Here is a 21,912-nt window from a genome sequence, read left to right as displayed (position 1 = left end):
CGTAATGTTATGCACAGGGGAGATGCGGGAGATAGATAACTCGGCCAATAAGTAGCCGCGTTGTCGGGATAGGGTGAGGGAAGGGGTATTGTGGGGGCGCGGGCGGTGCTCAGGGTGTCACCAGCCCGCTATTTCAGAACCGGGTCAGCGGGCGCTGCGTTCGGCGTCGATCTCCAGTAACCGCTCAGGCAGGAAGCCGGTACAGAAGTTGCCCCAGTGGCGGCCGCCGATATAGAGCGGTACCGAGATCGAGTTGAGGATCTCGCCGGTGTCGCGGATGAAGGTCTGCAACAGGAAGGGCGCAGTGTTGGTGGCACGGCGCTTCTCGGCTCGGTTGGCGGCATAGAGGCGGCGGTGGCGGCTGAGCGCGTTGTCAGTATTGAAATCGCCGGTCATTGGCCGCGACACCTTGGCGTTGTGTGCCGGCAAATAGCCGTTGATATCGAATGCCGAAGCGATCATGAACTCCGGACGCTGCTCAATGAACCTGTCGAACAGGGGTTGCAGTGCACGCTCATAGGCGTCCACATAGCGGGTGTCGTATTTCTCCGGCAGCTGGTTCGGATTGGTGCGGCGGTAGTTGTGATCGAACAGGTCGTGCCCCTCTTTGGCGAGCGTCTGTAGCTGCTGCTCTACCTCCCGGGCCCAGTTGCGGGAGGTGCTGATGATATCCTCGAAGCCACCGAAGCCGATACGGAAGTTGGACAGCAGCTCCTGCATCTCCTCGGTTGCCTCCTCCAGCGTGCGGGAGTGGCGAGCGGAGATCTCGATCTCGTCGCGGATACTGTCCGACAGCTGATTGATCGACGAGATGTTGTCATGAGTGGCGCTGTTGGCGTAGGAGAGCTGTTCTACCGCCGCGCTGATCTCGCCGAGCTGGTTGTGCAGGGCATCGAAATCGTGTAACAGCTCGGAGAACTTGCCGTGGGTCGTGCTGATGAAGGTATCGGTATCACGCACATGGCTCATGATGTTGTTCGAGCCTGTGCGGGTACTCTCCACCAGCGAGGTCATCTCCGCGATGCTGCGATCGATCCTCTGCGTTGCCTCGCTGACTTTCAGCGACAGGTTGCGCACCTCGTCGGCGACAACGGCAAAGCCGCGCCCGGCCTCACCGGCTCGGGCCGCCTCGATGGAGGCGTTCAGCGCCAGCAGGTTGGTCTGTTCGGAGAACCCCTGCACCATCGCCAGCACATCGATCACCTCACCGGAATTTTCCGACAGCCGGGCGACGATCTGCTGAAAACGGGATACCTCCTCGCCAATCGCTGTGACCTGATCCTGGATACGGGACAGCTCGCCGTTGGAGGCGTTGATCTCCTGCAGGTTGTGCTCGTTTCGCTGCGCAATCATCTGGGTATGGCTGGCGATCTCGTTAATCGCCTGGGTGGCCTCCTCACTGGCCTGGAACACCAGGCTGGCCTGGCTCGATTGCTGCTCCGCGGCCCGGTGGACCCGCTGGATGATGCTCTGCAACTGTGCAGCGCCGAGGGATACGTTGACGCTACGCTGGCGGGACTGGGCGATCATCCGTTTCAGCGACTGGGCAAAGTCGTTGTACGCCATGCCCAACCGGCCGATCTCGTCCTCGCCCTTCACCGGCAGGCTGGCGGAGATATCGCCCTGGCGGTTTTTGATCTCCTCGAAGGTCTGCTTGATCTCGAACACGCGCCGTAAAAAGGAGCGGTTGAGGAGGGTGTAGCTGAGGATCAGCGACAGCGGAATCAGTGCCGCAATCACCAGGCTGGCGGGTATCAGCGTACTCAGCTGCGGCTCTGTTCCCGGGCCTGCCTCGACGCTGAGATAGATGATCAGCGCGAGCAGGGCCAAGCCTGGCAGGCTGGGCAACAACAGCATCAGAAACAGCTTGGTGCGGGTATGGGAGGGGCTGGAGATCGACTTCTCTGTTTCCGATGCAGCCATGGAAAACTCCTGTCTTATTATTCGTTGGGGTGGCGGAGCCCAGTCGGGATTTTATTCGCCGCGCCCTGCATTAGCAGTAGCGCCGAACAACTCTTCACAACCTTTCACAGTTGTTGACAGATGGTTACGCCGGTCGTGTTAGTGTCAGTCTGGCTTCGTTAATCTGTTACGCTAATTGATATGAAATATTTTGATCTGTGTCAATGTAGAGTGTGGTTTTTCGGCGCGCTAAACGGCTGTATCAAATAGGTAAATATAAGCAAAACAAGAGGTTGAATCAGTTTGGTGTTATTTATAAAATGATACGTAATAAAAATATATAGTTGTTTTTGTGTGTCACTAAATCTACTCTTCGAACACGTTCATCACCATAACGACTAGAAGAGGTGTAAGAGATGCACGATAAAATCGCCGACAAGATGGAGTTCCCGCCCGAGACGCCGCAGCCGAACATCTACCCGCTGCGCTGGGAGACCAAATCCTCCAAGGTAGAGGAGATCTGGGACGCATCACTGCGCGAAGCGTGGAATCCGAAAGACCTGCCCTGGGATACCTTCGACGTCTCCAGCTACAGCTGGGAAGAGCGTGAAGCGATCGCCTACTGGTGGACCCTGCTCTCCGTATTTGATGCCTCTGCACCGCCGGTATTCGCCGAAGCGTTCATCAAGACCTACGAGTGCCACGAAGAGGACGCCATCCGTCGCTGCTTCTTCTCCGTGACCCGCGACGAGCAGAACCACGAACAGATGTGCGGCCTGGCGATCACCAAACTGCTCGAATCGCCGAGCCCGCTGGAGTACGAACCGAAGACCGAACTGGGCCGTCGCCTGCAGAAAAACGCCCGCTGGCTCTACTACAACGGCGGTCGCTACTGGAACGGCTACAAGCAGGCGGTGCCGAAGTACAGCCTGGCGGTACTGTTCAGCTCCTTCCTGATGGGAGAGATCGCTGCGGCAACCATCTTCAAGCAGATGTCGCAGAGCTGCGAAGAGCTGGTGTTCCAGGAAGCGTTCCGCAACATCGGCCGCGACGAAGGCCGCCACATGGCGATCTGCCTGTCGCTGATGGAGCGCGACTATCCGAAGCTGTCCGCCGAAGAGAAGTCGATCATCACCAAGCAGATCCGCGCCGGTTACCTGTTCCTCTCCGCGGTGCTGTTCGAGCCGCCAGCGGAGTTCTGGGACCTGCCGGAAGATTTCATCGCCACCCAGCGTGAAGCGGAAGAGATCGCCCGTCAGGCCGGTTTCGGTGTGCCCTCGTTCGATGCCAAGAAGGACAACTGGCGCGCGGCGATGCTGAACCTGAAGGCGGTGCTCGACAAGTACGACACCCCGTTCCCGGCGATCCCTGAAGTGGATATCACCGGTCAGGAGGTCACCCAGGCCGATCTGGACTCGGCGGATATCATCCCGATCTTCTGATCGCGAGTAACCGTTGCACGAAGCAAGCCGACACCCCCTTCCGGGGTGCCGGCTTGTGCTGCCTTTGAATTACAGGGCACTTTGAAAAACCGTGACGAGCGGTTTGTGGGCAAGGCGCACGGCGCGCAGGAACCGCAGTGTATGGGTTATACATGAGGATTCCGAGCACCGCGCAACGCAGCCCACAATTCGCGCAGTAGGTTTTTAAAGGTGCCCAACAAGAATTGAATAGATCAGGATGGGTACCATGACGCGAGTACGACTCTACCCCTCAGGCAAAGAAGTGGATGTAACCGCGGGCGATACCGTACTGGCGGCGCTGGAGCGTGCCGGATACGCCCTGCCCAACAACTGCCGCGCCGGTGCCTGCGGCGAGTGCAAGGTGCGCGTGCGTAGCGGCGAGTTCGACCAGGGCATGGTGCTGGACATGGCGCTGTCGCAGGCGGAACGTGACGAGGGCTACGGCCTGATGTGCATGGCCAAGCCGCTGGGCGAGGTGCTGGAGATCGAATGGGGCACCGAGGACGCCAAGCCGAAGCTGTTTCCGCCGCGCGAGAACGTGCGCTGTGTCGTTGTCGACCGCATCGAGCGTACGCCACGTATCGTCGAACTGCGTATCCGCCCGATCGGCGAAACCCTGCGCTACTGGCCCGGCCAGTACGTGCAGCTGAGCAATATCGAGCGCACCGTTCCGCCGCGCTCCTACTCCATCGCCAACGCACCGAGCAACAACGGCGAGATCATTCTGCAGATCACCCGGGTGCCCGACGGTGCTACCAGCAACTGGGTACATGACAGCCTGCATCCCGGCAGCATGCTCAGCCTGTCCGGCCCCTACGGCACCTTTATCGGCGATCCGGCCACCGACGCACCGGTGCTCTGCCTCGCCGCCGGTACCGGGCTGGCGCCGATCCTGGCCTTGACCGACGCCGCCCTGCGCAGAGGTTTCAACAAACCGGTGCATCTGATGTTCTCGGCCCAGACCGAAGCCGACATCTACGACCGAGGTCTGCTGGAGTTGTGGAACCTGCGCCACCGCCGCTTTAAATTTATCCCCACCCTGACCCGCGAACAAAAGGAGGGAATGCTGCACGGCCGTATCCCACAGCTGCTGGCGCGGCAGTACCCGGACCTGACCGGCCACGCGATCTACATCGCCGGCAGCCCCGAGTTCGTGGTCGATTGCACTGCCGCCGCCAAGGCACAGGGTGCTCGCGACGAGATGATCCATACCGAAGGGTTTTTCGATCAGGCGCTGCCGGAAGTGCCGGCGGGGGAGAGACTGATGGGCGGCTGAGGCGCTTGCTCATAGCCTGTCAAACAGCAAGCGGTTGAATCCAGTGCCCAAATTGGTCATGCGGTTGCCACTGGTATCGGTAGTCTGAATAAGACTCGCCAGAAGTTTGCCAATTTCCGCGGCGTTGAATTTGAGCGTTAGCGCGGGAACGGACCGATCAGGTTGGTGGCTGGCGCTGTGGCCACTTCGCACGATACGCTGACAGTCGCCTGGACGAGAGGGTCAACTGAAATCAGGGCGGGACGTAGACCGCCGTGCCGCCCTGGCTGATGACCGTATACAGCTATCGATCAGTGCTCTAAGCTGGGACACTCGACCTTCATGATAACAAGGAGTCGTCATGGCCATCCTAATCCTCGGTCTTGTTGTGTTTCTCGGTATGCATTCCACACGCATCGTGGCGCCTGGTTTGCGGGAAAGCGCTGTCCGGTCCATGGGCCTTATCCCCTGGAAAGGCCTTTACAGCGTTATCTCACTCGTCGGTTTCGTGCTGATCATCTGGGGTTACGGGGAGGCGCGCTACACACCGACCTGGGTTTGGGTGTCGCCGGACTGGACTCGGCACCTCACCGCTCTCTTATTGGTTCCAGTGTTTATCCTCGTCACTGCGGCCTATGTGCCAGGCACCTATATAAAGGCCAAGCTGGGCCACCCCATGGTGTTGGGCGTGAAGGTCTGGGCGTTCGCCCACCTGCTCAGCAACGGCACAGTGGCTGACATTCTGCTGTTCGGCAGCTTCTTGGCCTGGGCCATACTCTATTATGCTGTTGCTCGTCGCCGTGATCGGGCGGAGGGGGTGACTTACACAGCCATCAGCGCTCAACGCGACCTGATCGCGGTGGTCGTCGGCCTGGCGTTCTATGGTGCCTTTGCCGTTGTTCTGCATGAATGGTTGATCGGGGTGCGTCCTTTTGGCTAGCCTTCCCGGTGACCCTGGGTGCAGACGCCTTCATGGTGGAGCATTCGGGGTCTGGAGCATTCGGGGTCAGAGTACCCGAAGTAACCTTTCACCTGTTGGCCAAGCTCAGCATCATTAATGGTGCTTGTTTGGTGAGGGCAATGGGGACAGGCCTTGCCTTTTGCTTAGATTTCTCGGCTTAAAGCTCAAGGCCAGCACATGAATCTTTTACTTGTTAAGCTATACGCCGTCAGAGCACTCTCATCGCATCTATATGCCAGCAGACACGTTCGAACACGGTTAAATCTCCAGTGCTGATCAGTTCCAGGGGGGATTTTCCTTCGTAATATGGATCGTCGTGAGGGCTCGACATGTAACCGTACACGTCCTCGGGGTCGTCGAAGATTGTGCTGAGGTCTGAGTGGATATTGAGTAAGAAAGTCACACGCTCACATTGTTCCTCACTGAGGACTTGGGGAAATGGCTGGTCAGGATCTAGCTTCAGAATAGCGAGCGCCTGATTTGGCGTGCACTGCCATTGGATTAGTATGTGCAGTACATCGGTAAGGCTGGTGCTCATATGTTTAACCCCCGATTACAGTCTTTAGGTTTTCCCGCCGGCATGTACCCGGCCATTGAACGAATAGGTCGCAGGTACGTTAAAGTATAGATACAGCCTTCGACAGAGCAGGTTCAAGAAGCTAATAGGGTCAGGTCTTGCCTCTGGCCCAGGCTTCCCGGAGTGCGGTATTGCCGGTATCCAATGAACAGCAGGCCTCGGCTCTGGAATACCCTGAATCGTCCCTGCGTTCCTGGACAGATTAAAAGCCCCAGAGTGAATGCTGGTAAGAATTACGACGTGCCGGCAGGCGACTTCGAAGAGACAACAGGCGTGTTAAATTTCGGGGTAGGGCACAAATCTCTTGTGCTGCTCATTGATACCTCTAACTAGGCGTTACTGAATGCCGTGATGTAAAAGCTATCGATACTCAAAGGGAAACGCATGGCTGAATTTGAACAATTGGTAGTTGAAGATCTGATTGAAGGCACGGGTACTGAAGTGAAAAAGGGCGGCGCCTTAATCACGGCTCACTATCGCGGCTATCTGGCGGATGGAACTGAGTTTGATTCTTCGTACGACAGAGGTCAGCCGTTTCAGACGGTACTAAGCCGCAAGAAAGTGATCGTTGCTTGGGTCGAAGGGCTCACAGGCATGAAGGTGGGCGGCAAACGGAAACTGCTGGTGCCTGCGGAGATGGGTTATGGCGAGCGCGGCTTTGGTGAGAAAATTCCGCCAAATTCAAATCTGATATTTGAAATTGAACTGCTGGAAGCGCTGAATCGGGAATAAATTGCACCCAGACAGGAGGCAGGGGAGTCCTCTCCGTTACGGAACTAAGACGTCCGGGAAAAAGCCGTCTATGTCTTTGACGACAACAATCGGTAGTGGCTCAAGGACCGCTAAGTGCGCTGGATTCAACCGATCGACGAAACACATTGGGCAAACCGTTGTGTAGCAAATTACTTAAAAAAGCGGCCCAGAGCTGCGTTTTAATTTTTTCCCAGTCGAACTTCCTTTCTCTCTTAGCGGAGCTTTCTGGTTTCAGAGCTCTGCAGTTAAAACGCCCCAGCCATCCCTGGCCGGGGCAGAGGGCTCATGACCAGTTATGCAGTGTATCAACCACAATGCTGAGGAACTTGTTGGTCTGGTAACCGTCCAGCGCCCGGTGATCGATGCTGAGGGTGAGGTAGCACATCGGCCGTATCACCATCGCATCGACACCGTTGATATCCTCCACCACCACCCGTTTCTGCATCTTGCCGATACCGAGGATCGCCACCTGCGGCTGGTTGATGATGATCGGAGCGGCTAGCAGCGAGCCGCTGACGCCGTGATTGGAGATGGTGAAGGTGCCGCCGCGCATATCCGCCGGCTTCAGCTTGTTAGAGTAGGCGGCGTCGGTCAGTTCCTGCAGGCGGCGGGCGATGCCGAACAGGCTCAGCTCCTGTGCCTTGTGGATAACCGGTACCACCAGTCCATCGTTACCCAGTGCCGTGCCGATGCCGATATTGGCATCGTGGAACATCTCCAGCGCGTCACCGTGGAAACGGCTATTGACCTCGGGCACTGCCTGTAGCGCCTTGACCACGGCGGCGATGAAGTAGCTGGTGAAGCTGAGCTTCACGCCCTGGGCTTCGAACGCCTTGTTGTTGGCGTTGCGATGGCGCTGTATCGCGCTCATGTCGAGCTCGAACACGCTGGTCACATGCGGCGCGGTGTGCAGCAGACTCTCCACCATATGCTGGGCGATCTGCTTGCGCATGGAGTTGTGCGGACGCAGGGTGGAGCCAGCTGAAGCCGTTGTTTCCACCGCGCGCGGCATCGGCTCGACAGCGGGCGGGGCGGCTGGAGCGGGCGTCGCGTCTGCGATCTTCGCCGCAGCAGGGGCCTGGATCAGACTGTCTGCTTTTGGCTGGCTGGCGATATGGGCCAGCAGGTCGCTCTTGGTGACTCGGCCCGCTTTGCCGCTTCCCGCGATGCCGTTCAGGTCTATCTGGTGGTCGCGCACCAGGCGGCGAACGGCGGGGCTGAGCAGCATCTCGCTATCAGCGTTAGTCGTATGCGCTGCCGGTGCGGAGGCCTGTGTGGCTGCGGCCAGTTCCGATTTGCCGATCTCAGCGGTGGTAGCCTCTTCAGCCGAACCGATACTGCCCAGCACCATACCGGGCTGGATCTCATCGCCCTCCTTCACCAGTAGGGCAGTGACGATGCCGTCGGCGGGGGCGGCCACCTCCATGGTGACCTTGTCGGTCTCCAGTTCCGCCACCGGCTGATCCCGGGTCACGCGCTCGCCCGGTTTGACCAGCCAGGCGAGCAGGGTGGCGGAGGTGCCTTCGAGCTGGTCTTCCGGCAGGGTGATATCGATAGATGCGCTCATGATTACACCTCCAGCAGTTGGTTGATCGCGGAGCAGATCTTCTCCGCTGTCGGCACCACGGCATTGAGCAGCGCCGGGTGGTGCGGGCTGGGGATATCCGGCATGGTCAGACGCTGGATCGGTGCATCCAGCTCGAAGAAGCACTCGTCGGCCAGGGTGGCGGCGATCTCGGCGCCGAAGCCAGCGGTAAAGTTGTCCTCATGCACGATCAGGCAGCGACCGGTCTTGCGTACCGAGGCGAGAATGGTGTCCTTGTCCCAGGGCGAGATGGTGCGCAGGTCGAACAGCTCCACCGACTGTCCGCTGAGCTCCACCGCCTTCTGGCAGCGCGGCACCATGCCGCCCCAGGTGACCAGGGTCAGGTGATCGCCTTCGCTCAGACGTGCCGCCTTGCCGAACGGGATGATGAACTCGTCGCCGGGGTAGGGGCGGCGGGCGGAGCTGTCATCAAGCAGGTTGCGGTGCTCGAAGAAGATGGTCGGGTTGTTGTCGCGCAGGGCGTAGCGCAGCAGACCCACAGCGTCTTCGGCATTGGAGGGGATCGCCACCTGCCAGCCGATAGCGTGTGCCCACTTCACCTCGGCGGCCTGGCTGTGCCAGGGATCGCCGCACTTGAAGAAGCCGCCGGGGATGCGCACCACCATCGGTGCGGCAAAGCGGTTGTTGGTGCGCCAGCGCATGGTGCCACAGTCGTTGAGTTGCTCTTCGGCCGGGTCGGCGTACTTGCGGAACTGGATCTCCGGCACCGGCAGCAGACCGGCTTGAGCCATGCCCAGCGCGCGACCGATGATCCCCTCCTCGGACAGGCTGGTGTCAAATACACGCTCGACGCCGTACTTCTTCTGCAGACCCAGCGTTACGGCATGCACGCCGCCCTTGGGGCCCACGTCTTCGCCGAACACCACCATGCGCGGGTTGTGCTCCAGCTCGTAATCCAGCGTCTCGCGTATCGCGGTGACCATATTGATTCGCTTGCCTTCGGGGCGGGCAGCGACGGAGCTGGCGGGAAAGACCGGCTTGAACGGCGCGATACCGCCCTGCAGCTGCAGCTCGGGCTGGCCCTGGTCATCGACCTCGGCGAACACATGGCGGGTGATCTTCTCCGGCGATGGGGCCGGACGGGCACGGGCCTGTTCCAGTGCATCGGCCACGTCCTGCGCGGCGCGGGCACAGAGTGCGCTCCACTTCTGCTCGCTCATCAGTGCGGGCACCAGGAACCGCTTCAGCTTGGGCAGTGGATCGCGGGCACGTTCGGCATCGATGGTGGCTTCGTCCTTGTAGCCCTGGGTGTCCTGGCCGGAGTGGCCGCTCAGGCGCGGTACGGTCAGGCGCAGCAGGGCGGGGCGCTGCTCCTCACGTACCCAGCTCACCGCATCGGCGATCAGCTCCGCGGCCTGCTGTGGGTCGGTGCCGTCACCGGAGTAGATCTTCAGGTTCTTGAACGAGGCCAGGTTGGCGGCAATGTCGCGCCCTGGCGTCTGGTAGTCGGAGGTGGTCGAGATGCCGTAGCCGTTGTCCTCAATATAGAACAGCATCGGCAGGTCCTGAGTGGTGGCGATGGTCAACGCTGACCAGAAACCGTTGGTGGAGCAAGAGGCTTCGCCGCCGTGAGCCACACCGATACAACCGGCATAGCTTTGATCCTTAAGGACGTCGCGGTGGTAGCGGATCGACTGGGCCCAGCCCGCGATCGGGGTGTACTGGGCACCGACACCACCGCTCATCGGCAGGCCACAGGGGCCGTTCAGGTTGGGCAGGTTGTGCACCACGCCGATATCGCGGCCGTCGCTGTAACCGCCAGCACGCATCAACGGGCCGCCGAGTGCGTCGACCAGGTCCAGGCCGAGGGCGAGCATCAGCGGACGGGAGCGGTAGTAGCCGCTGACCGCGTCGCGTCGGTGGATCAGGTACTGACCGAGTATGATCTGGCTCAGGTCGTGGCCGCGGGCGGAAAATTGGTACAGCACCTCTTTGGCGGGTACCAGGGTGTTCTCTTCCAGATCGTCCAGTTCGCGGGACAGCAGAAGTTGGTAGGCGATCACTTCCCAGTCCAGCTGGGGCTCGCAGGCGCTCTCTGCGCGTTGGATGGCGGGCATAGTTGTCTCCTGATCCTGCTTGTACAGGTTTGTTTTTGTTGTGCTAAGCGAAACGCTTATTCAGGTGAGAAAATGCTACGCCACAGATCGCGAAATGAGCTTACTATTATTCGGTGGATTTTTTAGATATAGAAAGAGTATTCTTTCGATCTCTAAATATAAGAAAGATTGTTTCTAAAGGTGTCCGCATGTTCGATTCCTATGACCGTAAGATCCTGAATACGCTGCAGGCGGATGGTCGTATTACCAACCAGCAACTGGCGGAAAAGATCGGCCTGTCGTCGGCGGCCACCTGGCGTCGGGTGAAGGCGCTGGAGGAGGCGGGCGTGATCCGCCAGTACACGGCGTTGCTGGACGCAGCGAAGCTATCCCGCGGTCTGCGCGCGATCCTGACCGTGTCGCTGCTGCGACACGATGCCGACAGCAAGAAGCTGTTTGAGGACACCGTCAGCTCCTATCCTGAGGTGCTTCAGTTTTTCTCCATCACTGGCGATGCCGACTTCATGATCCATGTGGTAGTGGCAGATATTCAGAGCTACGACCAGTTCATCAACGAAAAGATCTTTACCCTGGAGGGGGTGGGGCAGGTGCAGTCCCATTTCGCGCTGCGCGAGCTGAAAAACGAGACCACCCTGCCGATCGGCTGATGCTTACTCCGCTTAAAGCCCGAAGCCAAACCGCAGCAGCATGAAGGTGGCCATGCCCACCAAAATGGTGGTCAGCAGGTCGCGCCGCACCAGTGCCACCGCTGCGGCGACTAGTGCCGCCAGCAGCCAGGGGTTAGCAAGGCTTGGCCAGAGTTCGCCATTGGGCATCAATACCGCGGGCAGGACGATCGCCGTCAACACGGCTGGTGGCACGAACCCCAGTGCGGTGTTGAGCCAGGGCGGAAAATGCACCCGACCGGCAACCGCGAACAGTAGGTAGCGTACGCTGAAGGTCGCCAGGAACATGCCGAAAATCAACGTGACCTCGTTCATCCGCCTGTCTCCTCACCATGCTTCACAGCGGGTTGTTCATGCTTCGTCATCTCACCGCGACGCTTGAGCAGATGCAGCGACAAACCCGCGGCGATGCCGCAGATCGCCGCTACCATCAGCCCCAGTTTGTGTGGCATGCCCGCGGTGGCGATCGCCATCGCGCCGGAGACGATCACCGCTGCCCACATCGGGGTGTTGCGCAGGTAGGGCACCACCATGCCGATAAAGGTGACCGACATGGCGAAATCCAGCCCCCAGCGGGTCATGTCCGGGAACATCTTGCCCAGTCCAACCCCCAGCGCGGTGCAGAGCACCCAGTTGCTGTACATGGCGAGGAAAGAGCCCAGGTAGAACCAGTGCAGCTCTCGGCTGTCCTCCTGCTGCAGGTAGCGGTTGCTGACCGCGGCAAAGGTCTCATCGGTCAGGCCGAACGCCATCGGTATACGCCAGCGTTGCGGCAGGTGGCGAATCTTCGGCACCAGGTTGGCGGCGTAGAGCATATGGCGCAGGTTGACCACCAGCGTGGTGGCGATGATCACCGGCATTGCGGCACCGGCAGTCAGCAGGCCCAGCGCGATAAACTGGCTGGCACCGGCAAACACAATCAGCGACATCGCCAGCGCGCCCAGCGCCGACAGTCCGCTCGGCTCGGCCAGGGTACCGAACAGGATACCGAAGGGGATCGCGCCGACGATCAGTGGAATGGTTGCCCTGGCGCCAGCGACAAACTCCTGTCGGCGTCGCTCGGCCAAGGGGTAATCGGTAGTGGTCATCGAACTCTCCTGCCCAGTGCTCATAATACAGCCCTGATCGTGCTTACAGTGTCAGCGTCATATAGATATCGGCGCGCGGATAGCGCGATTGGCCATCCGGGTGTGGGATCGCGCGGAAGCCCAGGTTACGATACAGCTTCATCGCCCGCTCCAGCAGGGTGGCGCTCTCCAGAAAGACCTCGCTGGCCCCGAGCTCACGCGCCTTGCCCAGTGCCGTCAGCATCAGCTGGCGGCCTACCCCCTGACCCTGACAGCTCTCGTCGACCCCCATCTTGGATACCTCAAAACGCTGATCGCCCTGTTTCGCCAGCGCGCAGCAACCGACGATCTTGCCACCCGAGCGGGCAAACCAGATATAGCCGCCCCGTGCCAGGTAGTAGCCTTCGGGGTTATCCAGGGCCTGCTGGTCCTGCTCGGTCAGCTCGCCGTTGAAGTAGCGCTCGAGCCAGGCCAGGTTCAGGTCGCGGAAGTGATCGCGCAACCGGCTGTCCCAGCCGATGATCTCGATCTCCGCGCAGGGCTGAACATCAGCCAGCGCGGCCAGTACCGGAACCTTGAACCCCTGCTGCTGCAGCCTGGCCTCGAACTCGTCCATTGCCGCCAACAGCGGGTGTTGTTGGCTTGCCATCAGCGCGTCCAGATGCGATTGGATCTGTTGCCAGATCGGCTTTATCCGCGTCAGTAACTGGTGGCTGCGCTCGCTTAATGCCAATAACTGGCGGCGTTCGTCGCTGGGGTCGGTGGTCTTGCTCAGCCACTGTTCGGCCAGCATCTTGCGTGCGATCTTGCTGATCGCCGGGTGGGTGACGCCGAGCAGTTCTGCGGCTTCGGTCACCGACATTGCGCCCTGCCGGTAAAGCAGGTTGAACAGCGGAAAGAAGGTGGGGTTCAGCTCCACTCCCTGGGCCTGGTAGATATCCACCACATCGGCGACCAGTCGGTCCGACAGCCGCCGCAACCGGCTGCCCAGTGACAGGCTGCCGAAGCTCTGCATTTGATCCATGAGGAGGTTATTTCTCAACTTTGTAATTAATTACGTAACTGGTTACATAATATTGAAGAAGGGGTATCGTCGGCAAGTGCAGGATGTCGATTGGGCTATCTGTTCATGATTTTTCGTATTTAGTGAAGAATCTTTCGTTAATGGAATATTGATTGAAGAGTATTTTAAATTGACGTCGTAATCTCCTTTAACTTCTAAGCACCTTTCGCAATGAAAGGGATAGACTTTTTCCCAGCTGTCACCGGCGCGTCGAGCCATCCGGCGTAACCGGTATAACAATAAGAACGTGATGCTGAGGTGCGGAATGAACCGCGTTAGAACCCCTTTAATCCAGCTGTCATCCTATTACCTGTGTGGTCTGGCGCTATGCTGTCGCCGCGCACGCTTCTTTACCCTCTCTGAGCTGAATCCCCGCGCCGAGGTCGTGTACTCCCGGCTATTCAGCGCTCCTCCGGGCTACTGACCGCCCGAAACCTGACACTCGAAACTAGCTCCCAAAACTGGGTATTCCCCTATTCAACTCAATCCGAGCATGGCGCGCGGCGCGTTGTCGCATCTGGCGTCGGCCAGGCTCTTGAAAGGTGGACTTCGATGTACGAAACACTGCAACCCGTAGCCGAGGATCCGATACTGGCGTTGATGGCCAGCTATCGCCGCGATACAAACTCCAACAAGCTCGATCTCGGTATCGGTGTATACAAGGACGAGCAGGGGCAAACCCCGATCATGCAGGCGGTGTCCAGCGCCGAGCGGCTGCTGCTGGAGCGTGAAACCAGCAAGAGCTATATCGGCCCTGCCGGCAGTGAAGGGTTCAACCGGCTGATCACGCAACTGGTGTTCGGTGCCGATCATCGGGTGATTGGCGAGAATCGAGTGGTATCAGCCCAGACGCCCGGCGGCTGCGGTGCCCTGCGTATCGGTGCCGAACTGCTGGCGGCCTGTAGTCCCACCGGGCGGATCTGGGTCAGCGACCCGACCTGGGCCAACCACCGGCCGCTGCTTGCCGGTGCCGGTCTGGAAATACGCGAGTACCCCTATTACGACTCGGCGCAGCGCTCAATCCGCTTTGGCGAGATGATCGATAGCCTGAACGGGGCCGAAGCGGGCGATATCGTGCTGCTGCACGGCTGCTGCCACAACCCCACCGGTGCCGATCTGGAGCCGGAGCAGTGGCGGCAGCTGGCCGAGCTGATCGAGCGCCGCGGCCTGTTGCCGTTCGTCGATATCGCCTACCAGGGGCTGGGTGATGGGCTGGACCGGGACGCTTATGGCGTGCGTTATCTGGCCGAACAGCTGCCCGAGATGATGGTGGTGACCTCCTGCTCGAAGAATTTCGGTCTCTATCGCGAGCGTACCGGTGCGCTGTTCCTGATCGGCCGCACCCCGGCACAGACCGAGCGTGCCGGCGGCCAGCTGTTCAGCCGTATTCGCGGCCACTACTCCATGCCGCCGGCCCACGGCGGCGCGGTGGTGGAAACCATTCTCGACGATACCGGGCTGACCGCGCTGTGGCAGAGCGAGCTGAGTGCGATGCGGGAGCGGATCCGTTACCTGCGTCATCGCCTGGTGGATCGCCTGGAACAGGTCGGTGTGAACGGCGACTTCGGTCACATCCGTCATCAGCGCGGCATGTTCTCCTTCCTCGGCATTGAGCGCGAGCAGGTGGTGGCGCTGCGCAAACAGCACAGCGTCTATCTGGTCGAGTCTGGTCGTTTCAACGTCGCGGGGCTGAGCAATGGCTCCATCGACGCCTTTGTCGCAGCGCTGGCGCAGACCGTCGGCGTATCACCAGGCTATGAAATGCCCCTGACAAGCACTTCGATATAAGAAAAACAGTGGAGATCTGATCCATGAATAGCGTTCTGTTCGATCACCCCGAATTCGACAACCACGTCAACGTCTATATGCACTTTGACGAGGCCACCGGGCTGAAGGCGATCACTGCCGTGCACCGGGCCTGGAACGGCAAACCCGCCGTGGGCGGCTGTCGTCTGCGCAACTATGCCAGTGCCCAGGAGGCGTTTACCGATGTGCTGCGCTTGTCCCGCGGCATGACCTACAAGTCGGTGCTGGCTGGGCTCGATTACGGCGGCTCCAAGTCGGTGATGATCGCCAACCCCGACACCCTGGACCGTCGCGCCACCTTCCTGGCCATGGGCGATTTCGTCGAGAGCCTGGGCGGCAAGGTGAAGACCGGCGTCGATGTGGGGCTCAGTGCCGCCGATGTGGAGGTGATGGCCGAGCGTACGTCGCACCTGGGTGGACGTGCCGGGCTGGCGCCGGATCTGGTTACCGCCTACGGCGTGCTGACCTCCATCCTTGCTGCTGCGCGTCACCGCTACGGCAGCGAGGATCTGAGCGGTCGCCGTGTAGCGGTGCAGGGGCTGGGCAAGGTCGGCTTCAAACTGGTCGAGCTGCTGCGCGAGCGTGGTGCCGAGGTGGTCGCCGCCGAAGTGCAGGCATCCTCCGTCGAGCGCGCCCGTGACACCTTCGGCATCGATATCGTCGATCCCACCGTGATCCACGCTCAGCCTGTGGATATCTACAGCCCCTGCGCGCTGGGTATGGTGATCAACGATGACAGCATCGGCCAGATCCAGGCCTCCATCGTCGCCGGCGCCGCCAACAACCAGCTGACCCAACCCAACCACGGCATCGAGCTGGCGCGTCGCGGCGTGCTCTACGTGCCCGATTACATCGTCAACTGCGGTGGCCTGCTGGCCGTTGCCGGGGACCTGGAGAAGAGCGATGACGCCTGGGTCTGGCGCAAGGTCGACGAGATCGCCGCCACCCTGGACCAGGTGTTCACCCTGGCCGATGAGCGTGAAATCGCGACCAGCCACGCCGCCGATTTGATCGGCGCCGAGCGGATCGCCGGCTTCGATGCCTGCCAACCCCGGGCCGCAGCCTGATCGCTGCTCCTTGTTAACTGTCGTCCCAAATACTTTCAATAGGTTAGTAACCGCACCACCTGAATAAGCATAAATAACTGGAGTGCTACCGATGAAAACCGCAATGAACCTGAAGAAGCTGCTGACCGCTGCTGTTGCCGCTACCACCCTGACACTGTCCGCAGCGCAGGCTGCACCGGTGTACGTGGCGACCACGGCGATTGTCGAACACCCGGCACTGGACGCCGTGCGTGACGGCATCAAGCAGACCCTGATGGAGAACGGCTACACTGATCAGGAGCTGAAGTTCACCTACGAGAGCGCCCAGGGCAACCCGGCGGTGGCGGCACAGATCGCCCGCAAGCTGGTCGGCGATGCGCCGGACGTGATCGTCGGTATCTCCACGCCGTCGGCACAGAGCCTGGTCAGTGCCACTCGGGATATCCCGGTGGTGTTCTCCGCCGTGACCGATCCGCTGTCCGCCAAGCTGGTGACCAACTACGAAGCGCCGGGTGCCAACGTCACCGGCCTGTCCGACATGACCCCGGTGGCTCAGCACCTGGGACTGGTGCGAGAGTTCCTGCCGAACCTGAAGAAGCTCGGCGTGCCCTACAATCCGGGCGAGCCCAACGCGGTGGCGATTGTCGCGCTGCTGAAGCAGGAAGCGGCCAAGATGGGGATCGAGATCATTGAAGCACCGGCACCGAAATCCTCCGATGTGATGATGGCGACGCAGAAACTGATCGGCGAGGTCGAGGCGATCTACTGTCCCACCGACAACACCATTCTGACCGCGCTGGAGTCGGTGGTGAAGGTTGGTATCGACGGCAAGATCCCGGTGTTCTCCGGCGATACCGGCTCGGTTGAGCGCGGCGCCGTGGCGGCTCTGGGCTTCAACTACCACGACATCGGCCGCCAGACCGGCGCCGTGGTCGTGCGCATCCTCAAGGGTGAAAAGGCCGGTGATATTCCGGTGCGCGTGGCGGTCGGTTCCGACCTGTACGTGAACACCGGGATGGCCAAGCGGATGGGGGTGGAGATTCCTCAGTCCGTGCTCAAGCGTACCACCAAAGTCGTTCAGTAATATCAGCAATACCGGATTCTGCGCGGCCTGCGCTTTGAGCTGAAAGTCTCGAGTTGAAAATACCGAGAACGATAGCCGCGGGGTCGTCAGTCGCGAGGTCATTATGGCCTCGCGGCAATCACCGGGTTGTGGCACCAGACGAGGTATATCCACATGTCTCTATTCTCTTTTCTGGGTACGCTGGAGATCGGATTTATATTCGGTCTCGTGGCGGTCGGGGTTTACCTGACCTTCCGCGTGCTTGATTTCCCTGACCTGACTGTCGACGGCAGCTTTACCCTGGGTGCGGCGCTGGCGGCGGCACTGATCCTCGCCGGTGTGAACCCCTATCTGGCCACGCTGTGCGCCATGTTCGGTGGTGCTGTCGCCGGCCTGCTGACCGCCTGGCTCAATCTGCGGTTCAATATTCTGCATCTGCTGGCCAGTATCCTGACCATGACCGCGCTGTACACCATCAACCTGCGGGTCATGGGCAAGCCCAACCTGGCGCTGATCGCCGAGCCGACGGTGCTGTCACCGTTCGAGTCGCTGGGCATCCCCAATATGTATATGAAGGTGATCTTCGTGGCGGCGGTGGTGATCGCGGTCGGCCTGCTGCTGGCCTGGTTCCTCAACACGCAATACGGTATGGCGATGCGCGCCACCGGTGCCAACCCGCGTATGGCGCAGGCCAACGGCATCGTCATAAATGAGAAGATCTACGCCGGTCTCGCCCTGTCCAACGGCCTGGTCGCCCTGGCTGGTGCGCTGTTCGCGCAGACCAACGGCTTTGCCGACTCGACCATGGGTATCGGTACCATCGTGGTCGGTCTGGCCGCGGTGATAGTCGGCGAGAGCCTGCTCAACAGCCGCTCGATGCTGGTGATCGTGTTCAGCTGCATCCTCGGCTCGCTGCTCTACCGCCTGGCCGTGTCGGTGGCGCTGAATGCCGATTTCATCGGGTTCACCACCTCCGATCTCAACCTGATTACCGCGGTGCTGGTGGGTCTGGCGCTGATCCTGCCGCATTTCCGCCGTGAATGGAAAGCGCGCAAGGCCGCCCAAGGAGGTGCCGCATGATCCGCTGTGAACATCTGAAAGTCACCTTCAATGCCGGGCTGGCCACTGAAAAGCGCGCCCTGCGCGGTGTCAACCTGAGCATCCCACAGGGCGAGTTCATCACCGTGATCGGTTCCAACGGTGCCGGCAAGTCGACGCTGCTCAACACCATCGCCGGTGATATCCGCAGCTCCGCCGGGCGGCTCTACTTCGACGACCGCGACGTGACCGCGCTGTCGGCGGCGGCACGTACCCGCGATGTGGCGCGGGTGTTCCAGGACCCGCTGGCGGGTACCTGCGGCGATATGACGATCGAGGAGAACATGGCGCTGGCCTATGGCCGCGGCAACCGCGGCGGCCTGCGGCTGGCGCTGAACGAGCGTCTGCGCCAGCTGTTCCGCGAGCAGCTTTCCCGCCTCAATCTCGGTCTTGAGGATCGCCTCGATGCCAAGATGGGGCTGCTCTCCGGCGGCCAGCGCCAGTCGGTCAGCCTGCTGATGTCGGCACTGCAGCCGAGCAAGATCCTGCTGCTGGATGAACACACCGCGGCGCTGGATCCGAAAACGGCAGCGCTGGTGATGGATATCACCGACCAGATCGTGGCCGAGAAGAAACTGACCGTGCTGATGGTGACCCACTCCATGCGCCAGGCGCTTGATCACGGCAGCCGGACCATCATGATGCACGAGGGCCAGGTCGCCTTCGATCTGTCCGGTGAGGAGCGCAGCCAGTATGGGGTCAAGGATCTGCTCAACCTGTTTGCGCAGATCCGTCCCGACGGCGAAGAGCTGGACGACGACAAGCTGCTGTTGGGGACCTGACGTGTTAAGGCTGACTGAGTTCGATTGAGGTCAGCCAATCCTGCATTGGAGCCGTCGTATCGGCACTGGCGCAACTGCAACAAGCTGTACCTGAGTGAAAAGAGTGTCCATTGGCAGATTTCCACCTGCCGTCTTGCTGGGAGGCCTTTGGCCTCCCTTTTTTATGTACAGGAAGCACGGTCCCTGTCGTTTGCTCCTGCAACGACAGGACTCCCGTGGGGCGGCCCTCCGTCATCCATGACGGTCATGCCGCGGGCGCATGGATGCGGAGCGGTCCGGGATTTTGTTCCGAGATTATTGGTCGCTTAGGCCGCCGAAGCGCTTGTAGAACGACGGTGAGGGCGGCGGCAGGGGGCCGTCGGCGGTTTCCATGGAGCGGCTGATATACTGCTCCGACGCCTTGCACACCAGGTTGTACAGGTTGTGGCACAGCTGGCGTGCGGCGGTACCGCCCCAATCCGAGGGCAGCAGCTCGGCCGGCAGCTGTGGGTCGCGCAGCAGCACCTTGCGGTACTCGTGGATCAGCAGGGTGCGGGCGATGAAGCACTCCTGCGGGTCGAGCTGTTTCTGGTTGCTCATCTCCTGCCACACCGGGCGGAAACGGTCGAGAAAGCTGCGGTAGCTGTCGTTGATCTGGTCCAGATTCCAGCACTCACGAGACTGCGCGCGCAGTGCCTTGGAGGAGTATTGAGTACCCTCGCGGGTTTCGAACAGGATGGTGCTGTCTAGTGCGTCCAGCTCCTGCAGCGTATTGCGCACCTCCAGCATGTCGCAGTGCGGCGCGGCCATCAGCGTCGGGCCGAAGGCGCCGAAGCCCATCCACTGCAGTTCATCCCGTACCTGCTGGCGGATCTCTGCCGGTACCTGGGACAGGACCGCCAGGCTCCAACTGCCATCCCACTCCTGTACTGCAGGCACGTAGATACGTTTGAACGCCTGATCGAACCGGCGGCGGCCCTGGTTGGTCAGGCTGTAGTAAGCGCGTCGGCCCAGCTGCTCCGCGGCCAGCCAGTTCTCCTCCTTGCTCAGGCGGAACACGGAGGTGCGCACCAGACGCTGATTCAGCCCCAGCGGTTCGAGCACATTGATCAGGCTGCCGAGCCAGACCTTGCCGCCACGCGGCACGATGGCGTCGCCGAATACGGAGATGATCAGTGAGCCGGCGCGGATAGGCCGTTGACTGCGGAACTGGTTGATCAGGGCGTTGAGGTGGATTGAACTGCTCATGGACTGGCGGAAAACCTCCGTGTGGGGACGCGCCCTAGTTTACAAGCGGGCTGGGGAACTGAAAACCCGGCCAGGGCGATGGAGGGCGCTAAAACAGAAAAGGGGTGACCTGAGGTCACCCAAGGACGGCTAGTGCTATCGAGAAAGGATTAACCGTACAGCAGTCGGGGCAGTACCAGTGAGATCCAGCTGATCGAGGTGATCAGCACCAGACGCAGGATATCGGCACACCAGAATGGGGTGATGCCACGGAAGATGGTGCCGGTTTTGACATCCGGCAACACCGCGCTGAGTACGAACACGTTCATCCCCACCGGTGGTGTGATCAGGCTGATCTCGGTGACCACGACCACGACGATACCGAACCAGACCGGGTCGAAGCCCAGGCTCTGCACCAGCGGGAAGAACACTGGCACGGTCAGCAGCAGCATCGACAGGCTCTCGAACACCATGCCGAGTAGCACATAGATCAGCAGGATCACCAGAATCACCGCCATCGGCGATACCCCGAGGCCGGTAACCAGGGCCAGCAGGTCTTCCGGCAGACCGGCGCGGGTGATGAAGTTGGAAAAGATCAGCGCGCCGATCACCACGCTAAACAGCATCGCCGTGGTACGCCCGGTATCGTTAACCAGTTCGAACAGCACGCGCAGGTTCAGCGAGCGGCGCATCAGGGCGATGACAAAGGCGCCGCCGGCACCGATACCCGCCGCTTCGGTGGGGGTGAATACGCCGAGATAGATACCACCCATGACCAGAACGAACAGGCCGAGGATGCCGCGTACCTGCTTAAGCGCCTGTAGCCGTTCCGGCCAGGAGGCGCGCTCGCCGGCCGGCCCCTTTTCCGGGTGGCGCCAGACAACATACCGCACTGCGGCCAGGTAGAGCAGGATGCCGAGCATACCGGGGATGAAACCGGCGGCGAACAGTTCACGGATGCTCGACTCGGTCAGCAGACCGTAGATCACCAGGATTACGCTGGGCGGGATCAGAATGCCCAGGGTGCCGCCGGCGGCGATGGAGGCGCTGGCCAGGCTGTCGTCGTAGCCATATTTGCGCATCGGCGGCATGGCCACCTTGGCCATGGTTGCCGCAGTGGCGAGGCTGGAGCCGCAGATGGCGGAGAAACCGCCGCAGGCCACCACGGTGGCCATCGACAGGCCGCCGCGGAAGTGACCGAGAAAGGCGTGCGAGGCGCGGTAGAGTTCGTGGGACAGGCCGGAACGGGTGACCAGGTTACCCATCAGGATAAACAGCGGGATCACCGACAGGCTGTACTCCTGTGCGGTCGAGATGACGCGGGATGAGGCCATCGCCAGCGCACCGTGCCAGCGGAAGGTGGTCAGGTTGTCGAAGGTCAGGCCCGACAACCAGGCGAAGCCGACCACGCCGACCAGTGCCATGGCGAAGGCCAGTGGGATGCGGAGAACGACGATCAATAGCAACAGGATGGCGAAACTGATCAGCGCGATAGTCATGGCTGAGGGACCTCGTGCAAACGTTATTATCGTTATGGCGGTG

The 21,912-nt window shown here is 60.6% G+C and carries 18 protein-coding genes; 10 read left to right on the top strand and 8 right to left on the bottom strand.

The window, feature by feature from the left end; genetic code table 11:
- Positions 1-144: 144 nt before the first annotated feature.
- Entirely contained in the window at positions 145-1,923 is a 1,779-nt protein-coding gene (locus IEX40_RS03780; protein WP_188745741.1) for a methyl-accepting chemotaxis protein, read from the bottom strand.
- A 395-nt stretch (positions 1,924-2,318) separates the two neighbouring features.
- Here IEX40_RS03780 and IEX40_RS03775 point away from each other — a divergent pair, with 395 nt between their 5' ends.
- The 4 genes from IEX40_RS03775 (at position 2,319) to IEX40_RS03760 (ending at position 6,890) form a co-directional block, all read left to right on the top strand.
- On the top strand, positions 2,319-3,344 hold the full coding sequence (locus tag IEX40_RS03775) for a hypothetical protein (protein WP_036187773.1): 1,026 nt from the start codon (positions 2,319-2,321) through the stop codon (positions 3,342-3,344).
- A 247-nt stretch (positions 3,345-3,591) separates the two neighbouring features.
- Positions 3,592-4,641, top strand: a complete 1,050-nt coding sequence (locus tag IEX40_RS03770; protein WP_188745740.1) for a 2Fe-2S iron-sulfur cluster-binding protein — start codon at positions 3,592-3,594, stop codon at positions 4,639-4,641.
- 340 nt (positions 4,642-4,981) lie between these two features.
- Positions 4,982-5,560, top strand: coding sequence for an NnrU family protein (locus tag IEX40_RS03765; protein WP_188745739.1), 579 nt, complete (start codon positions 4,982-4,984; stop codon positions 5,558-5,560).
- Between the two features lie 982 nt (positions 5,561-6,542).
- Entirely contained in the window at positions 6,543-6,890 is a 348-nt protein-coding gene (locus IEX40_RS03760; protein WP_188745738.1) for an FKBP-type peptidyl-prolyl cis-trans isomerase, read from the top strand.
- Positions 6,891-7,194: 304 nt separating this feature from the next.
- On the opposite strand, the gene IEX40_RS03755 is transcribed toward IEX40_RS03760, so the two are convergent.
- Together IEX40_RS03755 and IEX40_RS03750 are read right to left on the bottom strand one after the other, a co-directional pair.
- Positions 7,195-8,478 (bottom strand): dihydrolipoamide acetyltransferase family protein, encoded by a 1,284-nt coding sequence (locus IEX40_RS03755; RefSeq protein ID WP_188745737.1) that lies wholly within the window; start codon positions 8,476-8,478, stop codon positions 7,195-7,197.
- Between the two features lie 2 nt (positions 8,479-8,480).
- On the bottom strand, positions 8,481-10,574 hold the full coding sequence (locus IEX40_RS03750) for an alpha-ketoacid dehydrogenase subunit alpha/beta (protein ID WP_188745736.1): 2,094 nt from the start codon (positions 10,572-10,574) through the stop codon (positions 8,481-8,483).
- Between the two features lie 188 nt (positions 10,575-10,762).
- Between IEX40_RS03750 and IEX40_RS03745 the strand changes: the two genes are divergently transcribed.
- Complete coding sequence (locus tag IEX40_RS03745; RefSeq protein WP_188745735.1) at positions 10,763-11,221, top strand: Lrp/AsnC family transcriptional regulator; 459 nt, start codon at positions 10,763-10,765, stop codon at positions 11,219-11,221.
- Positions 11,222-11,233: 12 nt separating this feature from the next.
- On the opposite strand, the gene IEX40_RS03740 is transcribed toward IEX40_RS03745, so the two are convergent.
- The 3 genes from IEX40_RS03740 to IEX40_RS03730 are packed head-to-tail and all read right to left on the bottom strand — an operon-like array spanning position 11,234 to position 13,330.
- Entirely contained in the window at positions 11,234-11,554 is a 321-nt protein-coding gene (locus IEX40_RS03740) for an AzlD domain-containing protein (protein ID WP_188745734.1), read from the bottom strand.
- The gene (locus IEX40_RS03735) at positions 11,551-12,327 is read right to left on the bottom strand and encodes an AzlC family ABC transporter permease (protein WP_188745733.1); all 777 of its coding nucleotides are present in this window, start codon (positions 12,325-12,327) and stop codon (positions 11,551-11,553) included. Before IEX40_RS03735 ends, IEX40_RS03740 begins: the two co-directional genes overlap by 4 nt.
- 43 nt (positions 12,328-12,370) lie before the next feature.
- Positions 12,371-13,330 (bottom strand): bifunctional helix-turn-helix transcriptional regulator/GNAT family N-acetyltransferase, encoded by a 960-nt coding sequence (locus tag IEX40_RS03730; RefSeq protein WP_229680541.1) that lies wholly within the window; start codon positions 13,328-13,330, stop codon positions 12,371-12,373.
- A 591-nt stretch (positions 13,331-13,921) separates the two neighbouring features.
- Here IEX40_RS03730 and IEX40_RS03725 point away from each other — a divergent pair.
- The 5 genes from IEX40_RS03725 (at position 13,922) to IEX40_RS03705 (ending at position 19,164) form a co-directional block, all read left to right on the top strand.
- The gene (locus IEX40_RS03725) at positions 13,922-15,157 is read left to right on the top strand and encodes an amino acid aminotransferase (protein ID WP_188745732.1); all 1,236 of its coding nucleotides are present in this window, start codon (positions 13,922-13,924) and stop codon (positions 15,155-15,157) included.
- Positions 15,158-15,180: 23 nt separating this feature from the next.
- The gene (locus IEX40_RS03720; protein ID WP_188745731.1) at positions 15,181-16,242 is read left to right on the top strand and encodes a Glu/Leu/Phe/Val dehydrogenase family protein; all 1,062 of its coding nucleotides are present in this window, start codon (positions 15,181-15,183) and stop codon (positions 16,240-16,242) included.
- Between the two features lie 91 nt (positions 16,243-16,333).
- Complete coding sequence (locus IEX40_RS03715; RefSeq protein WP_229680539.1) at positions 16,334-17,305, top strand: ABC transporter substrate-binding protein; 972 nt, start codon at positions 16,334-16,336, stop codon at positions 17,303-17,305.
- A gap of 153 nt (positions 17,306-17,458) precedes the next feature.
- Positions 17,459-18,364: an ABC transporter permease gene (locus IEX40_RS03710; protein ID WP_188745730.1), complete on the top strand. Its 906-nt coding sequence runs from the start codon at positions 17,459-17,461 to the stop codon at positions 18,362-18,364.
- A complete protein-coding gene (locus IEX40_RS03705) occupies positions 18,361-19,164 on the top strand; it encodes an ABC transporter ATP-binding protein (protein WP_188745729.1) in 804 nt (267 codons plus the stop codon). Before IEX40_RS03710 ends, IEX40_RS03705 begins: the two co-directional genes overlap by 4 nt.
- 294 nt (positions 19,165-19,458) lie before the next feature.
- On the opposite strand, the gene paaX is transcribed toward IEX40_RS03705, so the two are convergent.
- Together paaX and IEX40_RS03695 are read right to left on the bottom strand one after the other, a co-directional pair.
- The gene (gene paaX / locus IEX40_RS03700; RefSeq protein ID WP_188745728.1) at positions 19,459-20,391 is read right to left on the bottom strand and encodes a phenylacetic acid degradation operon negative regulatory protein PaaX; all 933 of its coding nucleotides are present in this window, start codon (positions 20,389-20,391) and stop codon (positions 19,459-19,461) included.
- A gap of 149 nt (positions 20,392-20,540) precedes the next feature.
- Complete coding sequence (locus IEX40_RS03695) at positions 20,541-21,869, bottom strand: TRAP transporter large permease (protein ID WP_188745727.1); 1,329 nt, start codon at positions 21,867-21,869, stop codon at positions 20,541-20,543.
- Positions 21,870-21,912: the final 43 nt, after the last annotated feature.

The sequence above is a fragment of the Marinobacterium zhoushanense genome (genome assembly GCF_014641945.1).
Lineage (GTDB): Bacteria > Pseudomonadota > Gammaproteobacteria > Pseudomonadales > Balneatricaceae > Marinobacterium_D > Marinobacterium_D zhoushanense.
This window is presented reverse-complemented; position numbering and strand designations above follow the sequence as displayed.